Origin of the sequence: Ralstonia sp. 24A2, from assembly GCF_051783885.1 — a bacterium.
GTDB lineage: Bacteria > Pseudomonadota > Gammaproteobacteria > Burkholderiales > Burkholderiaceae > Ralstonia.
The window spans coordinates 611,506-627,699 of sequence record NZ_JBPVZD010000003.1 but is presented as its reverse complement, the minus strand read 5'-3'; the positions used below and the strand labels follow the sequence as shown (position 1 = coordinate 627,699).

Sequence of the window (16,194 nt, the reverse complement as noted above, 5' to 3'; positions counted from 1 at the left end):
CATGCGTGGCTGCCGCTTGCAGCCATTCCATTGACGGAGCACACAATGCCGACAGGCCAATCCATTGACGCAGTTGTCGATCAGTACCTGCGCAACGCAGAGCTTTCCGCCCCATTTTCGGCACGCCAGACTTTCCATCACGCTTTCGATGTGTATTTGAAAGACTCCAACGCTTTCGCCAACACCTATTTCTCTCGCTATTTCGAATGGCAGGGTGTTGCGCGTGAGCGATGGTTTTACGAGTGCGTCGATGCAAACCTAGTGGGCGGCAACGTGATTTTCATCACAAAGCGGGCACATCAGGAGTTTGTGGAAGAGACCTTTCCCTTCCAGCGGGTCGATTGCTATCTGAATACGTTCCGTATTCGGTCCTGCTCGGCTTATCTGTTGTTTCGCTTCATGTCCGGCGGGAGGCTGGTATCACTTGGCTACCAGCAGATCGTGATTGCCGGCAGTGACCGCAGTATCCAGCGGCTACCCGAGCACGTTATGCAGCGTGCGAAGGACTACGAGTTGCTGGAGACGGAGGTGCCGTTGGCAACTGCGTAACGCTTTGCTGAATCGTTGAGGTTTGGGGAAACCGCATGGAGAACAGCGTGTATTCCCCAACTACGGACTCACATTGAATACGGCCACCAAAAGCCTGCATGACACGGCGACAGAACATCAGACCAACGCCTGCGCCCTTGCCGTGATGCTTGGTGGAAAAGAACGGATCGAAGATGCGGCGAAGTACCTCGGGTGAAATGCCGGTCGCATCGTCTCGTACCTCAAGCACATGCACATCGCCGTCGCGTCGGGCAGAAATTTCGATCTGGCCTTTCCTGGCGATCTGGATGGCGTGCAGGGCGTTCTTGATGAGGTTGAACAGGACATACATCAGCAGCGTGTCGGACCCAACGAAGTGCCAGCCAGGGTCAAATTCGCGGACACGAACCCGCTCACGTTCGCCCGGTTGGAAGGGATACTGCGACATCGTCATGGCAACACAGCCGTGCAGCGAGTGCGCGCTGAACGTGCGCTTGTCCAGGCGTTCCAGCGTGACCGAGGCAAGCGCCATTTCAATGATGCTGTGTGCGCTGGCAACTTCTGCGTTGATGGCGCCAGCCAGTTTGGAAACGCGCTCGAGAACAGCAGGCGACAGTGGTTCGCGATCGTTGCACAGGCCATTGTCGACGGCCAACTGGTAGCCGCGAAACAGGTCGGGCCACGCGCGTGCGATTTCGCCAGCTTGCAGCCGGATGGTCGCCAGTGGCGTGCGGACTTCGTGCGCCACCGTGGCAGCCAATGCATACGGATGCATCAGGTCGAACTTCACGACGCCCACCGCGATGATGCCCAGGCTGGCGGCAATGAAAATCACGCCAGGCGGATAGAGTGCAACGCCATAGTTGACTGCGTAGTCCGTGGCGGAAAGCGTATAGAGCCCGAGACCGAACAGACAGACCCACAGGCGTTTGCGTTTTTCCGCCGTGGCGTGTTGTTGTGCGGCATACAGCAGCCACGCGCTGCGCAGCGCCAACGCGACCGTCTGGACAATATGAACGGCTTCCAGCGGGCCAGCCTTTGGATAGAACCCAAACGGAAAATGCCAGACGCCGGCGATCACCCAATGGCTGCCCAGCAGTAACGCGATCAACACGGCATCCAGCGTGTACGAGGCGAGAATCCAGCGGCGCTCTTCCACCCGCTCCGAGATCTCTGCCATGAAGTGATAGAACGCCGTCGGGACAATCAGGATGGCGACCCAGCCGAGCTTCGCCAGGAGGTGTGCAACGCTGGCATCACTGGTCTGAAACAGGAATGCCCACAGCCCCTGCCAGAGGCTGGTGAGGACGGTCATGCTGAAGAACGCCAAGCTTGCACGTGTCCGACCGCGTGTGCTCAGCACATAAACGCCGTAGAACAGGAACAGCGACGAGACGAAGGCGGGGAAAAGGGCGTACATGAGGGTCGGAAGCCGGCGCATCGCACCGGGGTACCACTACCGACACGGGCTGTCGGCGACCCTCAAGAGTACTGGCTTTCTCCGCCTTCGCGCACGGGTTCCGATGTCACATCTTTTTCATTCTGGCTTAAACGAAAGCCCAAAAAGGGCACCCGGCAAGGCCCCCCTCCAACGGATGGAACAAAACGGACTAAACCGCTTCGATCATCATCGCGTCGATAGCAAACGAATGGTCGAGTGCCACGGCAAAGTACTGGCGTGCCTCATCGGCCGCGCGGTCGAACAGGTCGCGAATGGCATCGGCGCGCACCTGCGGCGTGCGGATGCGGGCAATCCACGAATCAAAGGACATCGTTAGCTTCCAGGTGCGCGGCGTGCCCGGTTGGAAGCCGGCCTCGGCCAGCATGGCCTGCCATTCGGACACGCGATAGTCGCGCACGTGTGACGCATCGCGCAGCACCTCGGCGGTTTGCAGCAGCGTGTCGAGCAGCGGCGTTTCCGGCGCAACGATGTCAACGATGACGAGCTTGCCGCCGGGCTTGAGCACGCGGCGCGCCTCGGCCAGCCCGGCGCGTACGTCGTACCAGTGGTGGGCGGAGAAACGGGTGGCGACGATGTCGAACGCGCCGTCATCGAAAGGCAGGCTTTCCGCGCGGGCGGCCTGCGTATGCAGTTGCTTGATGCCGCGCTTGGCAGCTTCAGCGGCCACCACGGCCAGCATGTCTTCCGACAGATCGGCCGCCACCAAGGCCGTCACATGCGGTGCCATGGCAAAGCTCACGTGCCCGCCGCCGCAGCCGAGATCGAGCACCTTGGCATGCGGCATCGATTGCGCCAGCGCAGCCAGCGTCTCCAGGTCAGCGCCCTGGGCGTGTACGGCGCTGGTCAGATAGGCCTGGGCCACCTGGCCGAACTGCTGGTCGACGAGTCGATGCTGCTGCATGGCTGCTCCTTTGTTCTTGTGGGGACGGGGAGCGGCCAGTGTAGGAGCGTGGTCGGTGCAGCGAAATTCGTGATTGGCGAAATGGGGTATCGCGCCAACGCTCTGAGGCTATGGCGCCGGCTGCTTAGACGAAGCGGAACAGGTGCGCAGGTGTATCGACCAGGACCTGCTTGCGGTCGGCTGCGTTGGGCAGCAGCAGGTCAAGGAAGGCCCACGTCTTGTCGTAGCTGATCTGCGATTCGAACTGCGTGTGCGGCCAGTCGCTACCCCAGACGAGGCGGTCCATGCCGAGCGAATCCTTCAGGCGCGGTAGGGCGGCTTGCGCGATGGCTTCACCGCGCCCGTCGCTTCCGTTTCGGTAAGCGCCAGAAATCTTGACCCACACACGGCGCGTGCGGCCGGCAGTGAGCAATGCACCAAAGCCGGGGTCGTCCACACCCAGTTCGGGGTTGGGGCGGCCGAAGTGGTCGACCACGACGTTGACCTGCGCTTCCAGAAGCGGCTGTAGCAGTGCGGGCAGGCGACGTGCCTCCACGTGCAGCTCCACATGCCAGCCAAGCGCATGCAGGTGTGCCAACGCGGCTTGCCACACGGGCGACTTCAACTGTGGGTCTGGTGCGCCGATCAGGTTCAGGCGGATGCCGACGATGCCCTCGGTGTTCATCTGCGCGAGCAGGCTCTCGGGTGCGGCCGGATCAATGACGGCGACACCACGCAGGCGCTGCGGCGCTTGCTTGAGTGCGGCCAGCAGGTAGCTGTTGTCGACACCCAGAAAGCTTGGCTGGATCAGCACGCCGTTCGACAGGCCATGCGCGTCGAGCTGCGCGAGGTAGGCCGACAGCGGCGCGTCGTAATCCGGCGCATAACGGCGCGCATTGGCCAGCGGCAGGCCGCGCTCGAACACGTGTGCGTGAGTATCGATGCCGGTGATGCGTGATGTGCCCGATGTGGAAACGTCGCGCGCGCCGTTGGTCGCGCATCCGGCAAGGGCAGTGGAACCTAGCATGGCAAGCAACCCGGTGTTGAAGGCGCGGCGAGTGGGCATGGGGTCTCCTGTTGGCGACGGATGAAGAGCGTCGTCATGATCTTGTGATGGGGGTTCAGGCCGTGACGGCGGCGAGGTCGCGGCCACGTGTTTCGGGCAGCATCAGCACGGCCAGCGCGACGATCGAATATGCGATGGCCGCATCGATGCCGATGGCGGTGCCGAGCGACATCGACGCGCTCATCTTGCCCACCAGCACCGGAAACGCGGCAGACACCACGCGGCCGAAGTTGTAGCAAAAGCCCACGCCCGTGCCGCGCACGCCATGCGGATACAGCTCGTTGAACAACGCCCCCATGCTGGCCGGAATACCGGCGGCAAAGAATCCCAGCGGAAAGCCCAGCACCAGCATCGCGCCGTCAGACAACGGCACCAGCAGGTACACCAGCACGGTGACCACACAGCAGCACGAGAACAGTAGGATGTTGCCGCGCCGGCCGATCACGTCCAGCAGCCACGCGCTGGCCACGCAGCCGCACCAGAACGCGAAGATGATCACCGCCAGATAGCCGCCCGTGCCGAGCACCGACAGGTGGCGCTCCGTCTTCAGATACGTTGGCAGCCACGTCATCAGCGCGTAGTAGCCACCGTGCGCACCCACGCCCAGCAGCCCGCCGATCAGCGTCATGCGCAGCACCTGCGGGCGGAAGATGTCGAGCAGCGGAAAGCGCGACACCGGCATCGCATCTGCCTTCACTTCCGTTTTGGCAACGACGGGTTCCTGCACGCCCCGGCGGATGTAGATGATGAGCAGCGCCGGCAGCAGACCCGCGGCAAACATCACGCGCCAGGCGAGGTCCGGTTCGATGAGGGAATACGTGAGCGCATACAGCAGCACTGCAGCGCCCCAGCCCACGGCCCATGCGCTTTGCACGGTGCCCATGGCCTTGCCTCGGTGGCTGGCGCGAATGCTCTCGGCCATCAGCACGGCGCCCGCGGCCCATTCACCGCCAAAGCCGAAGCCCTGAATGGCCTTGAGCACCAGGAACTGCTCGAAGTTCTGCGCAAAGGCCGAGGCGAACGTGGCGATCGAGAACCACAGCACCGTGATCTGTAGTGTGCGCACGCGGCCGAAGCGGTCGGTCAACGCGCCGGCAATCCAGCCGCCCAGCGCGGATGCCACCAGCGTGATGCCCGACACCAGCCCAGCCTCGGTCTTGTCGATGTGCCACGCCGCGATGATGGTGGGAATGACGAGGCTGAACATCTGCACGTCGAGCGCGTCGAGTGCCCAGCCGCCAAAGCACGCCCAGAAGGTGCGCTTCTCCCCTTTTGAAATCTCTTTGAACCAGCCGAACATGCGGTCTCCTCCGGGTGACGTGGGCAATGCTCGGAAAGCACATTGCTCTAGTCATCTATATGAATAGAGGAATTCTAGGGCCAGCATCAAGGCGACGCAGTTGGTGTTAACCCGTGCGGAAGCCCTAGGCGATGTCGGTGCGGGCGCGCGCCAGCGCCGCTAGGCGGGCCTGCGCAGCGGGATCATCCAGCACCGTGTCTGCAGGCCCGGGTAGCCGGCGGCGCCAGTTGGGATGTGTGTGGATGGTGCTGGGCAGGTTCGGTTGCTCCGGCAGGCCGAGCAGGTCTTCCATCGGCACGATGATGAGCGGCAGCGGTGCAGCGGCGGTGTACGCCGTGGCCGCGGTCGCGAAATCGTCAGCCGTGGCGGTGAGGATGGCATCTGCGTCAGCGGCGTTTGCCGTGCTTGCCGCCTCCAGCGCTGTCAGCAAGGTGGCGGTGGCGAGGTTCTGGCGTGTGAAGGCCTCGACCAGCGCATGCCGATCCGCCATGCGCAGCACGTGTGCCTGTGCTTCATCCACGCCGGCGGGCAGTAGCCCGAGTTTGCCTTGCCAGTGCAGATCGCGGCCGACCCACCACCCTGCCAGCGTGGAGAGATCGTGCGTGCTGGTCATTGCCACCGAGGTGCGTGCCCAGTCTTGCGGTGGGCGGAATGGGTGATGGGCCACCTCTTCCTCGCGCTCGAACCAGAGGATGCGCATGCCGAGCAGGCCGGTGTCGGCCAGTTGCCCGCGCAGCCCGCCTGGCACGGTGCCAAGGTCTTCACCGATGACGATGCAATGGTTGCGCCATGACTCCAGCGCAATCAGCCGCAGCAGGTCCTGCAGCGGGTAGCGCAGGTACACGCCATCCAGCGCCGATGCCCCCTCCGGAATCACCCACAGCCGCATCAGCCCGAGCACATGGTCGATGCGTACGCCGCCAGGCGTGGACATCACCGCGCGCAGCATCTCAATGAAGGCGCGCAAGCCTTCCCCCATGCCCTGCGAACGCATGGCACGCGGGCTGAACGTGGTGAGGCCCCAGTTCTGCCCCTGCGTGTTGAAGAGGTCGGGCGGCGCGCCCACCGTCATGCCAATCAGCACGTCCTGCTGCCGGCTCCACACATGGCTGCCTGCGCTGTCAGTGCCAATGGCCAGATCGGCAATCAGGCCGATGGCCATGCCGGCGTCTTCCGCGCTGCGCTGCGCGGCCGCCAATTGGCGTGCGGCCGCCCATTGCAGGAACAGGTGGAAGTTGACGGTGTCCGCATGGTCGCGGGCAAATGCGTGCACGGCCGGGCTGGATGGCGATTGATACGCTGCGGGCCATTGCTTCCAATGCCATGTCTGCGGATCGCGCGCACGTATGTCGGCGTCGAGCGCTTCGCAATGGGCGTGGTCGAGTAGGCCTTGGCCACGCGCGGCGCAGAACGTTTGGAAATCTTCGTGTAGCTGCCGGGCGGTTTCATCGCCTGCGGCAACCTGTTGCTGCATCTGCTGATGCAATGCGCGCAGCACTGTCAGTCGAGCCGTGGCACTGACTGGCCAGTCGATCAGCTGTGCGGTTTCCAGCCGCGCGTAGATGTCGGTCAGGCCGCAGTCGGCTACCACTTGTCGCATGGCGTGCTCGCCGAACAGCGCGACAGGGTCGATCATCGTCGCGTTGAGGAACAGCCGGCTCGACGGCGAATACGGCGAATAGCGATGCGGGTCTGCACTGAACATGGCGTGCACCGGGCTCAAAGCCAGCGCATCGGCGCCGTGTTGCGCGAGGCTGCGCGCCAGCGCGCCTGCGTTTGCGTAGCTGCCCAGCCCGGCGGAGAGCGACGCCAGCTCGCTGGCGGAACGCAGTCCATAGAGCTGCGCTGAACTGCCCCACAAGCGTGCGCCCGGCAAGCGCCCGCGTGCTTTCAACGCATCGGCCACGGCATAGCAGCGCGGCGGTGCAACGGCGAGTGTGGCCTCGATGCTGCTGCCTGCTCCCGTGTCGATGCGCAACTGGTGATAGCCGGCCCTCGGTATGGGCGCCAGTCGCAGCATGGCGCGGTTGAGGTCGGCCCCGACGGTACCTTCGACGGTGCCGTCGCCATGTTCGTAGTCGACTCGATATGGCCGGCCCGCCAGCACAGCCAGTTGGCGCGACGCGGTCTCCAGCGCGATGGGTTGGCCAACCACGCCGGTGACGAGCGCGGGCACGGTCAGGTTGTCGGCTTCGGCATGCAGGCGCGCGAGGCTGTCCGCGGCCTCCGCAGCGGTGGCGGCAGGCAGGCCCAGGCAGCCCAGCACGGTGCGCAGTACGTCGTCGCTCACGGACATGGTGTTGCCGGCAGCGTCTTTCCACTCGACTTGCAGACCCGCCTGCGCAGCCAGCCCATGCAGTGCATCGTTGGATGTGTGGGGCACGTGGTTCATGGCGTGGGCTCAGTCCGAGGGCTGCGTCAGCAGGGCGATGCAGGCGTGTGCCGGCACTTGATGCGTGGCCAGTGTGGCGGCAGCGCCGTCGCGCGATTCATAGAGCAGGTCGGATGGGTTGCCGGCCAATGCCGTCGGCAGCGATACCGGCTGCGCCCCCAGGTTGACGGCGAGTGTCAGCACGCTGCCGTCGCCCAGCCGCCAGCGCCCCACCGCACCTGTGATGCCGAGCGGCACGGCATCCAACGCGCGCGCGCCCACCAGGCGCGGCACGATCTGCGCGTGGCGAAGCGCCAGCAACCGGTGCGTGCGGTTGAGCCAGGCGAGGTGCTCGGGGTTGGTGAGTTCGGCCTCGCCGGGCCAGGACGCCTGGTAGGTGCGCTCGTCGTTCGGGTCGGGAATGCGCTCGCGCTTGAGCGGGTCCGAGAACGCCGAGAACCGCCCGAACTCACGCCGCCGGCCTTCTCGCACCGCATCCGCCAGCGCGCCATGGTGGCTGGTGAAGTAATAGAACGGCCGCAGGCTGCCCCACTCCTCGCCCATGAACAGCAGGGGGATCTGCGGACACAGCAGCAGCAATGCCTGTGCGGCGTGCAAGGCTTCTGGGTGCGCGAGGCGGGTGAGCCGTTCACCGAGCGGCCGGTTGCCGATCTGATCGTGGTTCTGCAGATACAGCACGAAGGCCGTGGGCGGCAGCGCGCCGCTGGGTTCGCCGCGCGGGGCGCCGTTGTGCAGCGCAGACGGCTCGCCCTGGTAACAGAAGCCTTCTTGCAGCACGCGTGCGAGGCGCTTGGCCGGCGCATCGGCGTAGGCAGCGTAATAGGCTTCGTGCTCGCCCGTAAGCAAGGCATGCAGCGCGTGGTGGCCGTCGTCGTTCCACTGCGCTTCGAATGAGCCCGTCGTGTCAGCTGGGCGGCTATCCTGAGCAGCAGGCAACGTTGTCGCACCACGCAGCAGCGATGCGGCGTTGTTCTCGTTCTCCAGCACAAGGTGCACGTAGCGCCCAGGTTCGACTGCCTGGCGTACGCGTGCAGCCAGCTCGCCCAGCCAGTCGCGTTCACCAATGGCCTGCACGGCGTCCAGGCGCAGGCCGTCGAAGCGATACTCCATCAGCCACATCAGCGCGTTCTGGATGAAGAATTCGCGCACGACAGGCTGGCGGAAATCGAACGCGGCACCCCACGGCGTGTGCGTGCCCTCATGGAAGAAGCGGCGCGCATAGTGATACAGGTAGTTGCCGTCGGGCCCGAAGTGGTTGTAGACCACATCCAGGAAGACCATCAGCCCGAGACCATGCGCGGTGTCGATCAGCGCCTTGAGTTCGTCGGGCGAGCCGTAGCTGGCGTCCGGTGCGAACGGGAGCACGCCGTCGTAGCCCCAATTGCGTGCACCCGGAAACTCCGCCAGCGGCATCAGCTCGATGGCGGTGACCCCCAGCCGCGCCAGCTCGGGCAGCCGCGCACGGACGCCGTTGAAGCCACCCATGGCGCCGACGTGCAGCTCGTACAGCACGGTCTCCTGCCAGGGCCGGCCTTGCCAGTCGGCGTGGCGCCACAGGTAGCGCGCCGGGTCGACCACCAGGCTGGGGCCATAGAGATCTTGCCACTGCGCGCGGGCTGCCGGATCGGGCACGGTAAGGGTGACACCATTGCGGTCGGTCACGCGGTATCGGTAGCCCAAGCCGGCGCCGATTGGCGCAACGGCCGCGTACCAGCCGTCGGGTTCCGCCTCCATGCGGATGGCGTTGGCGTCGCTACGGCCGCTGCGGTCGTAGCCGGCGTCGATTTCGATCCACGCCTCGGTGGCGTCCGGTGCCCACAGGCGGAAGCGCGTGCGATCCGGCCCGAGGCAGGTAGCGCCAAACGGCAGGTCATGCGTGAAGCGCGCGCGGGGTACGGGTTGCGACATGGGTACTGCAGCAGTCATAGCGTGGGTTCCGGGCTATCGTCGATAGGGCCGATGGGGGTGAGCGTGGTGGTGGCGTTTTTCGCAGGCTCAGGTTCCACACCAAGCAGGCGCCGTGCCGCACGCACAAGGCCGGCCAGCGGAACCGGCAGCCAGGCCGGCCGGCTGGCGGTGTCCGCATCAAGGTGGCGGGCCGCGTCTTCCAGTAGGAACAGGTTGAGCAGTTCCGGGTGGATCGGGCATCCGCCGGCATCCGCATAGGTCTGCAGGAAGTGCTCCGCAGCCGCCGCACGGAAGCGTTCGAGCAGTTGATCGCGACGCTCCTGCACCGGCCCCGTCACATGCTCGGGGCCTTGCCGCATGGCCTCGGTCACATCGTCCAGCGAATGCAACAGGCTGGCGACGTCGCGCAGCGGGCTGTCCTTGCGCCGGCGCACCTCAACCGGCAATGCCGGGTCGCCGCCAAAGTTGACCAGGAATGCGTCGCCTTGCGAGACGAGCACTTCATCGAGATGGAAATCCCCATGCAGGCGCGACAGCGTGGCACCGAGCCCGGCCTGCGCCGATGCGCTGATGGCAGCCGGCAGCGCATCACGTTGCAACAGCAGCCATTCGGCAGGTTCGTGCGGAGCGTGTGCGTCTTGCCACGCCTCCACATGGTTCAGCGCCTGTGTGACCTGCCCGCGCACGCGTGCCGACCAGTTGCGCACATCGTCTGCATCTGCGGGGCGTGTGCCGAAGCGCGGGTCGTCGCTCGGTTGGGCCAACAAAGCATGCAACTCGCCCAGGCGCGTGCCGATGGCGCCGATCTGCGCCAGGTAGCTCGCCAGCGCTTCGTTGGTGTCGGTGCGCGATTCCGATGCCGCCGTGGGCGCGATCTCGCCGTCGCCCAAAGACACGGCTTCGGCCTGCACGGCCAACTCGTCGATGGTGCGGCGCAGGTAGTCGAGCACCCAGTTCCAGGCATTGCCCTGGTTGGGCACGTAGCGTTGCAAAACCACTAACGTGGCGGGTTCGCCCACCGGGCCGGCGTGCGTGATCTCGCCGATGAGCGCGGCGGTGTTGGCATAGCCGGCGCGCGTGAGGTGACGCGTCATCTCCGCCTCTGGGTGCGTGCCCGGGCAGACCCGCCGCATCAGCTTGACCATCACCACGTCGTCGATCACCAGCGTGCTGTAAGACTGCTCCGGTGCCAGCCATTGCACGTGCGCGTCGGGCGCCAGCGGCAAGCGGGCCTCGGGGGCGGCGGCTCTGGCAGCGTCGGCAATACCGGGTTCCGGCAGGAAACGCACCGTGCCGTCGCTGGCCTGCAGCGTGGCGCCGCGCACGAGGTTGGCAAGCAGCGCACGGGCGAAGGTTTCGGTGGTGAAGGCGTCGGTCAGATAGCCGACGTGGCGGCCGCGGCGCACGCGGGCGAGCGCCAGTTGCACAGGCAGCGCGGGCAGGGTGGTGGACTCCCACGCAATCGACAGGGGTAGCAGATAACGCTCGATGCGCTCCACGCCATCTGCATCGCTCAGCGTGACAACGACTTCGTTGAAGAACACCTCAGGCCGTGTTGCGCCCGCCAACGGCCGGTTGGTGGATGAGGCATCCACCGGCACTGCTGCGCCCCAGGCAAAGCGCGCACTGCGCAGCACATCCGTGTTATGCAGCACGTCACCGTCGTGCGGCGCGTTCTCGTGGCCAGCAAACCAGCGACGCATTGGTAGGTAGGTCGGCAGGACCTCGTGCTCGATCGATTGGCGGTGGGCCTCGCGCTGGCGCGTGTCGGACAGCGTATCCAGCCCCGAGCGCAAGACCAGCGTCATGAACTCCGGCAACTGCTCGGCGGCCGGTTGCGCCCAGCTTGGGCCGGGCTCGTTCTCACGCAACTCCAGCCAGAAGAAGGCATAGGGCTGCAGCGTCAGCAGATACGGCAGTTGCCCGACGGGCGGGAACGCTGTGCCGCCAACCAGCTCGATCGGCACGCGCTGCGCATAGTTCGACAGATCCAGCTCCACTGCCTGCGAAGCGCGGGACAGATTCGCCACGCACAGCATTGGCGGTTCATCTTCCAGCGCGCGAATGTAGGCCAGTACCTTGCGGTTGGACGGCTGCAGAAAGTGGATGCTGCCGCGCCCGAACACGCGGTGCTGCCTGCGTGTCGCCAACAGGCGCCGCGTCCAGTTCAGCAGCGAATGCGCGTCACGGCTCTGCGCTTCCACGTTCACCGATTCATAGCCGTACAGCGAGCCCATGATGGCCGGCAGCACGAGCTGCTCCGGGTCGGCGCGCGAGAAGCCGCCGTTGCGGTCGGGCGACCACTGCATGGGCGTGCGCACGCCGTCGCGGTCGCCCAGGTGGATGTTGTCGCCCATGCCGATCTCGTCGCCGTAGTACATGACGGGCGTGCCGGGCATCGAGAACAGCAGGCTGTTCATCAGCTCAACGCGGCGCCGGTCGCGCTCCAGCAGCGGTGCCAGGCGGCGGCGGATGCCGAGGTTCAGGCGCGCGCGTCGGTCGCTGGCATAGACCTCCCACAGGTAGTCGCGCTCGGCGTCGGTCACCATCTCCAGCGTCAGCTCGTCGTGGTTGCGCAGGAAGATCGCCCACTGGCAGGTGTTGGGCACTTCCGGTGTCTGCCGCATGATGTCGGTGATCGGGAAGCGGTCTTCACGCGCGATCGCCATGTACATGCGTGGCATCAGTGGAAAGTGGAATGCCATGTGGCATTCGTCGCCGGCGCCGAAGTATTCCTGCGTGTCTTCGGGCCACTGGTTGGCCTCGGCCAGCAGCAGGCGGTTCTTGAACTCGGCGTCCATGGCCGCGCGCAGCTTGCGCAGTACGGCGTGCGTCTCGGGCAGGTTTTCGTTGGAGGTGCCTTCGCGCTCCACCAGATAGGGCACCGCGTCCAGCCGCAGGCCGTCCACGCCCAGGTTCAGCCAGAACTTCATCACCCCGATCACGGCCTTGAGCACGCGCGGGTTGTCGAAGTTGAGATCCGGCTGGTGGGAATAGAAGCGGTGCCAGTAGTAGGCCTTGGCCACCGGGTCCCACGTCCAGTTGGAGGGCTCGCTGTCGATGAAGATGATGCGCGTGCCGGCGTATTTCTTGTCGTGGTCGGACCACACGTAGAAGTCGCGCAGTGCAGAACCCGGCTTGGCCCGCCGGGCGCGCTGGAACCACGGGTGCTGATCCGACGTGTGGTTGATGACCAACTCGGTAATGACGCGCAGGCCGCGCGCATGCGCCTCGGTAATGAAGCGGCGCACGTCGGCCATGGTGCCGTAGTCGGGGTGAACTCCGCGGTACTCGGCGATGTCGTAGCCGTCATCGCGCCGAGGCGACGGGTAGAACGGCAGCAGCCAGATGACGTCCACGCCCAGCTCGGCAATGTAGTCGAGCTTGGAGATCAGGCCTGGGAAGTCACCGATGCCGTCGTTGTCCGAATCGCAGAACGACTTGACGTGCAACTGGTAGATGACGGCGTCCTTGTACCAGAGCGGGTCATCCACCAGCAGCGCGGTCGGGTTGCGCGTCATGACAGGAGATCCTCCATGAGCCGGCGCTGCACCAGACGGCGAACGTGCGTTCGACCAGAGAGCGTGATGCGGTCGGCGCGCGGCGGGTTGGCGAATTCACGGTCTGTGCAAATGCCATGCCTGAGGGGCCGCAACCCACGCGTGACCTGGGAAGCCAGCCAATCTCACGGGTGGCGACGCGTGTGGTGGCATGACCCTGGGGTGCGTCGTGCGCAGCTTGCGCACGGGTTTGTAATTTTGGGCCGGCTTGGGTCTGGGCGAGGCGCGGGAAGCTGGCCCAGCAAGCTGTCACCGCATCGGTGTATAATAGTATTTAGTAATCAAATCGATCGTATCAATCAATTTGTACAATATGACGGGTCACGATACGATCACTCCCGTCGTCAACCCAACCAACCCAACCACTATGTCGCTGATCAATACTCAAGTTCAACCGTTCAAGGCCGAAGCTTTCCACAACGGCAAGTTCATCACCGTTACGGAAGAGTCGCTCAAGGGCAAGTGGTCCGTGCTGATCTTCATGCCGGCCGCGTTCACGTTCAACTGCCCGACCGAAGTGGAAGACGCTGCTGACAACTACGCAGAATTCCAGAAGGCTGGTGCCGAGGTCTACATCGTCACGACCGACACGCACTTCTCGCACAAGGTGTGGCACGAAACGTCGCCGGCTGTGGGCAAGGCCCAGTTCCCGCTGGTGGGTGACCCGACCCACGCCCTGACCAACGCCTTCGGCGTGCACATTCCGGAAGAAGGCCTGGCCCTGCGCGGCACGTTTGTGATCGATCCGCAAGGCACGATCAAGACGCTGGAAGTGCACGACAACGCCATCGCCCGTGACGTGAAGGAAACCCTGCGCAAGCTCAAGGCTGCCCAGTTCGTCGCCAACAACCCGGGCAACGTGTGCCCGGCCAAGTGGAACGAAGGCGCCAAGACCATCAAGCCGTCGCTGGACCTGGTCGGCAAGATCTAAGTTTCAAGGCTGTTTGCTGCCTCAGGGCAGCATGAAAAACGGCCGGCTCTGCCGGCCGTTTGCTTAAGGGCGGCGGCATGTGTCGCGCCCTGTTACAGACGCAAAACGAATAAAGGAAGTCGTCATGCTGGATGCTGATGTCAAGGCCCAACTGAAGGCCTACCTCGAACGCCTCGTGCAGCCCATTGAGCTGGTCGCCAACGTCGATGACAGCGAGGGCTCCCGCGACATGATGGACCTGCTGCGTGATGTGGCCGAGCAGTCCAGCATGATTGTGCTGACCGAACAACGCGACGCGGCAGAGCGTGCGCCGTCGTTCCTGATCCGCCGCACCGGCGCCGATGTGAGCGTGCGTTTTGCCGCGATCCCGACCGGCCACGAGTTCACCTCGCTGGTGCTGGCGCTGCTGCAAGTGGGCGGCTATGCCCCCAAGCTTGAAGCCGACGTCATCGAACAGATTCGCAACATCGAAGGGGATTTCCGCTTCGAGACCTACATGTCGCTCACGTGCCAGAACTGCCCGGACGTGGTCCAGGCGCTGAACGTGATGTCCGTGATCAACCCGCGCATCCAGCACGTCGCCATTGACGGCGGCATGTACCAGGACGAAATCGAGCAACGCAAGATCATGGCGGTGCCGACAGTGTTCCTGAACGGCGAAACGTTTGGGTCGGGCCGCATGGGCGTGGAAGAAATCCTCGCCAAGATCGACACCGGTGCAGCAGCGCGTGACGCTGAAAAGCTCGCCGCCAAGGAGCCGTATGAAGTGCTGATCGTCGGCGGTGGCCCCGCTGGTGCGGCTGCGGCTGTGTACGCGGCACGCAAGGGCGTGCGCACCGGCGTGGTGGCCGAGCGCTTTGGTGGTCAGGTGCTGGACACGCTGGCCATCGAGAACTTCATCTCCGTATCGGAAACCGAAGGGCCGAAGTTTGCCGCCGCGCTCGAGCAGCACGTGCGCCAGTACGAGGTCGACATCATGAACGCGCAGCGCGCGGTCAAGCTCACGCCGGCCGATGCACCGGGCGGTTTTGCCGAGGTGACGCTGGCCAACGGTGCGGTGCTCAAGGGCCGCTCGATCATCCTGTCGACCGGTGCACGCTGGCGCAATGTGAACGTGCCCGGCGAGCAGGAATACAAGAACAAGGGCGTGGCGTACTGCCCGCACTGCGATGGCCCGCTGTTCAAGGGCAAGCGTGTGGCCGTGATCGGCGGCGGCAACTCGGGCGTGGAAGCGGCCATCGACCTGGCCGGCCTGGTGAGCCACGTCACGCTGCTGGAGTTCGGCGATCAACTCCGCGCTGACGCGGTGCTGGTACGCAAGCTGCAAAGCCTGCGGAACGCGACCATCGTCACCAACGCGCAGACCACCGAGATCACCGGCAACGGCGAGAAGGTTAACGGCCTGCGCTATACGGACCGCACGAACGGCACGCAACATGAAGTCGCGCTGGAAGGCGTGTTCGTGCAGATCGGCCTGGTGCCCAACACCGAGTGGCTGGATGGCGCAGTGGAGCGCAACCGCTTTGGCGAGATCGTTGTCGACGCGCGCGGTCAGACCAGCGCGGAAGGCGTGTTTGCCGCAGGCGATGCGACCACCACGCCGTACAAGCAGATCATCATTGCTACTGGCGATGGTGCCAAGGCTGCGCTGTCGGCGTTTGACCACCTGATCCGGGTGCCGCTGGCCGAAGCTGCCTGAAGCTGAACGGAGCCGTACCAAGCCGGACTTTGCGATAAGCGGGTCCGGTTTTTTCTTTTCTAGCGACGATTTTCCTGGCCGCTGTGCATCTGCGGATTCACCACGCTTCGGCTCTTGCCATCCACTTCCCGCACAGGCAGCGTGGCGACATCCAAGCCGTCAATGCAGCATGCGTTGACGCTGAGCAACGCGGGATTGCTGCGGCGCTGGTGATAGACGTAGATGCCGCATGTCCCGCAAAAGTAGTGCTGGGCCACGCCGGTGTTCCAGCGGTACGAGCGCAATGCGTCCTGACCACGCGTAACGTGGAACCGCTCGCGCGGCACGCTTGCCATCAGCGCATTGCGCTTGCTGCACAGTGAGCAGTTGCAACGGATCAGTTCATCGAGTTCTGCATCGAACGTGAAGGCGACGGCTTGGCAATGGCATGTGCCCGTGTATTGCATCGTGGTCTCTCCGCGATGTGTG

11 protein-coding genes are annotated in these 16,194 nt (G+C 64.6%); 3 read left to right on the top strand and 8 right to left on the bottom strand.

The features are described 5' to 3' along the window. The first annotated feature begins 45 nt into the window (after positions 1–45). Positions 46–549, top strand: coding sequence for an acyl-CoA thioesterase (locus tag ACS13N_RS20275; RefSeq protein WP_438934457.1), 504 nt, complete (start codon positions 46–48; stop codon positions 547–549). Here ACS13N_RS20275 and ACS13N_RS20270 read toward each other — a convergent pair. The 7 genes from ACS13N_RS20270 to treS all read right to left on the bottom strand — a co-directional run bounded on the left by ACS13N_RS20270 (position 488) and on the right by treS (position 13,057). Next, positions 488–1,948 (bottom strand): ATP-binding protein, encoded by a 1,461-nt coding sequence (locus ACS13N_RS20270; protein WP_438933403.1) that lies wholly within the window; start codon positions 1,946–1,948, stop codon positions 488–490. The genes ACS13N_RS20275 and ACS13N_RS20270 overlap by 62 nt on opposite strands. A gap of 190 nt (positions 1,949–2,138) precedes the next feature. Continuing rightward, a complete protein-coding gene (locus ACS13N_RS20265) occupies positions 2,139–2,891 on the bottom strand; it encodes a class I SAM-dependent methyltransferase (protein WP_438933402.1) in 753 nt (250 codons plus the stop codon). Positions 2,892–3,015: 124 nt separating this feature from the next. Continuing rightward, positions 3,016–3,936: an amidohydrolase family protein gene (locus ACS13N_RS20260; RefSeq protein ID WP_438933401.1), complete on the bottom strand. Its 921-nt coding sequence runs from the start codon at positions 3,934–3,936 to the stop codon at positions 3,016–3,018. A gap of 55 nt (positions 3,937–3,991) precedes the next feature. Continuing rightward, positions 3,992–5,236: an MFS transporter gene (locus tag ACS13N_RS20255; protein ID WP_438933400.1), complete on the bottom strand. Its 1,245-nt coding sequence runs from the start codon at positions 5,234–5,236 to the stop codon at positions 3,992–3,994. 124 nt (positions 5,237–5,360) lie between these two features. Next, positions 5,361–7,628, bottom strand: a complete 2,268-nt coding sequence (malQ, locus tag ACS13N_RS20250) for a 4-alpha-glucanotransferase (protein ID WP_438933399.1) — start codon at positions 7,626–7,628, stop codon at positions 5,361–5,363. 9 nt (positions 7,629–7,637) lie between these two features. Continuing rightward, positions 7,638–9,536: a malto-oligosyltrehalose trehalohydrolase gene (gene treZ, locus ACS13N_RS20245; RefSeq protein ID WP_438933398.1), complete on the bottom strand. Its 1,899-nt coding sequence runs from the start codon at positions 9,534–9,536 to the stop codon at positions 7,638–7,640. 14 nt (positions 9,537–9,550) lie between these two features. Continuing rightward, positions 9,551–13,057, bottom strand: a complete 3,507-nt coding sequence (treS, locus tag ACS13N_RS20240; protein ID WP_438933397.1) for a maltose alpha-D-glucosyltransferase — start codon at positions 13,055–13,057, stop codon at positions 9,551–9,553. Between the two features lie 406 nt (positions 13,058–13,463). Between treS and ahpC the strand changes: the two genes are divergently transcribed. Next, positions 13,464–14,027 (top strand): alkyl hydroperoxide reductase subunit C, encoded by a 564-nt coding sequence (gene ahpC, locus ACS13N_RS20235; protein WP_021192992.1) that lies wholly within the window; start codon positions 13,464–13,466, stop codon positions 14,025–14,027. Positions 14,028–14,151: 124 nt separating this feature from the next. Continuing rightward, positions 14,152–15,726 carry an alkyl hydroperoxide reductase subunit F gene (gene ahpF, locus ACS13N_RS20230; protein WP_438933396.1) on the top strand — a complete coding sequence of 525 codons (1,575 nt, stop codon included), beginning with the start codon at positions 14,152–14,154 and terminating at the stop codon, positions 15,724–15,726. 59 nt (positions 15,727–15,785) lie between these two features. On the opposite strand, the gene ACS13N_RS20225 is transcribed toward ahpF, so the two are convergent. Further along, positions 15,786–16,172, bottom strand: a complete 387-nt coding sequence (locus ACS13N_RS20225; RefSeq protein ID WP_438933395.1) for a GFA family protein — start codon at positions 16,170–16,172, stop codon at positions 15,786–15,788. Between the last annotated feature and the right edge of the window lie 22 nt (positions 16,173–16,194).

Bases quoted from the DNA above. Each gene is read 5' to 3' on its own strand.
- ahpC (WP_021192992.1), top strand. From the start codon at position 13,464: ATGTCGCTGATCAATACTCAAGTTCAACCGTTCAAGGCCGAAGCTTTC.
- malQ (WP_438933399.1), bottom strand. From the start codon at position 7,628: ATGAACCACGTGCCCCACACATCCAACGATGCACTGCATGGGCTGGCT.
- ACS13N_RS20255 (WP_438933400.1), bottom strand. From the start codon at position 5,236: ATGTTCGGCTGGTTCAAAGAGATTTCAAAAGGGGAGAAGCGCACCTTC.
- ACS13N_RS20275 (WP_438934457.1), top strand. From the start codon at position 46: ATGCCGACAGGCCAATCCATTGACGCAGTTGTCGATCAGTACCTGCGC.
- ACS13N_RS20260 (WP_438933401.1), bottom strand. From the start codon at position 3,936: ATGCCCACTCGCCGCGCCTTCAACACCGGGTTGCTTGCCATGCTAGGT.
- ahpF (WP_438933396.1), top strand. From the start codon at position 14,152: ATGCTGGATGCTGATGTCAAGGCCCAACTGAAGGCCTACCTCGAACGC.
- ACS13N_RS20225 (WP_438933395.1), bottom strand. From the start codon at position 16,172: ATGCAATACACGGGCACATGCCATTGCCAAGCCGTCGCCTTCACGTTC.
- treZ (WP_438933398.1), bottom strand. From the start codon at position 9,536: ATGTCGCAACCCGTACCCCGCGCGCGCTTCACGCATGACCTGCCGTTT.
- ACS13N_RS20270 (WP_438933403.1), bottom strand. From the start codon at position 1,948: ATGTACGCCCTTTTCCCCGCCTTCGTCTCGTCGCTGTTCCTGTTCTAC.
- treS (WP_438933397.1), bottom strand. From the start codon at position 13,057: ATGACGCGCAACCCGACCGCGCTGCTGGTGGATGACCCGCTCTGGTAC.
- ACS13N_RS20265 (WP_438933402.1), bottom strand. From the start codon at position 2,891: ATGCAGCAGCATCGACTCGTCGACCAGCAGTTCGGCCAGGTGGCCCAG.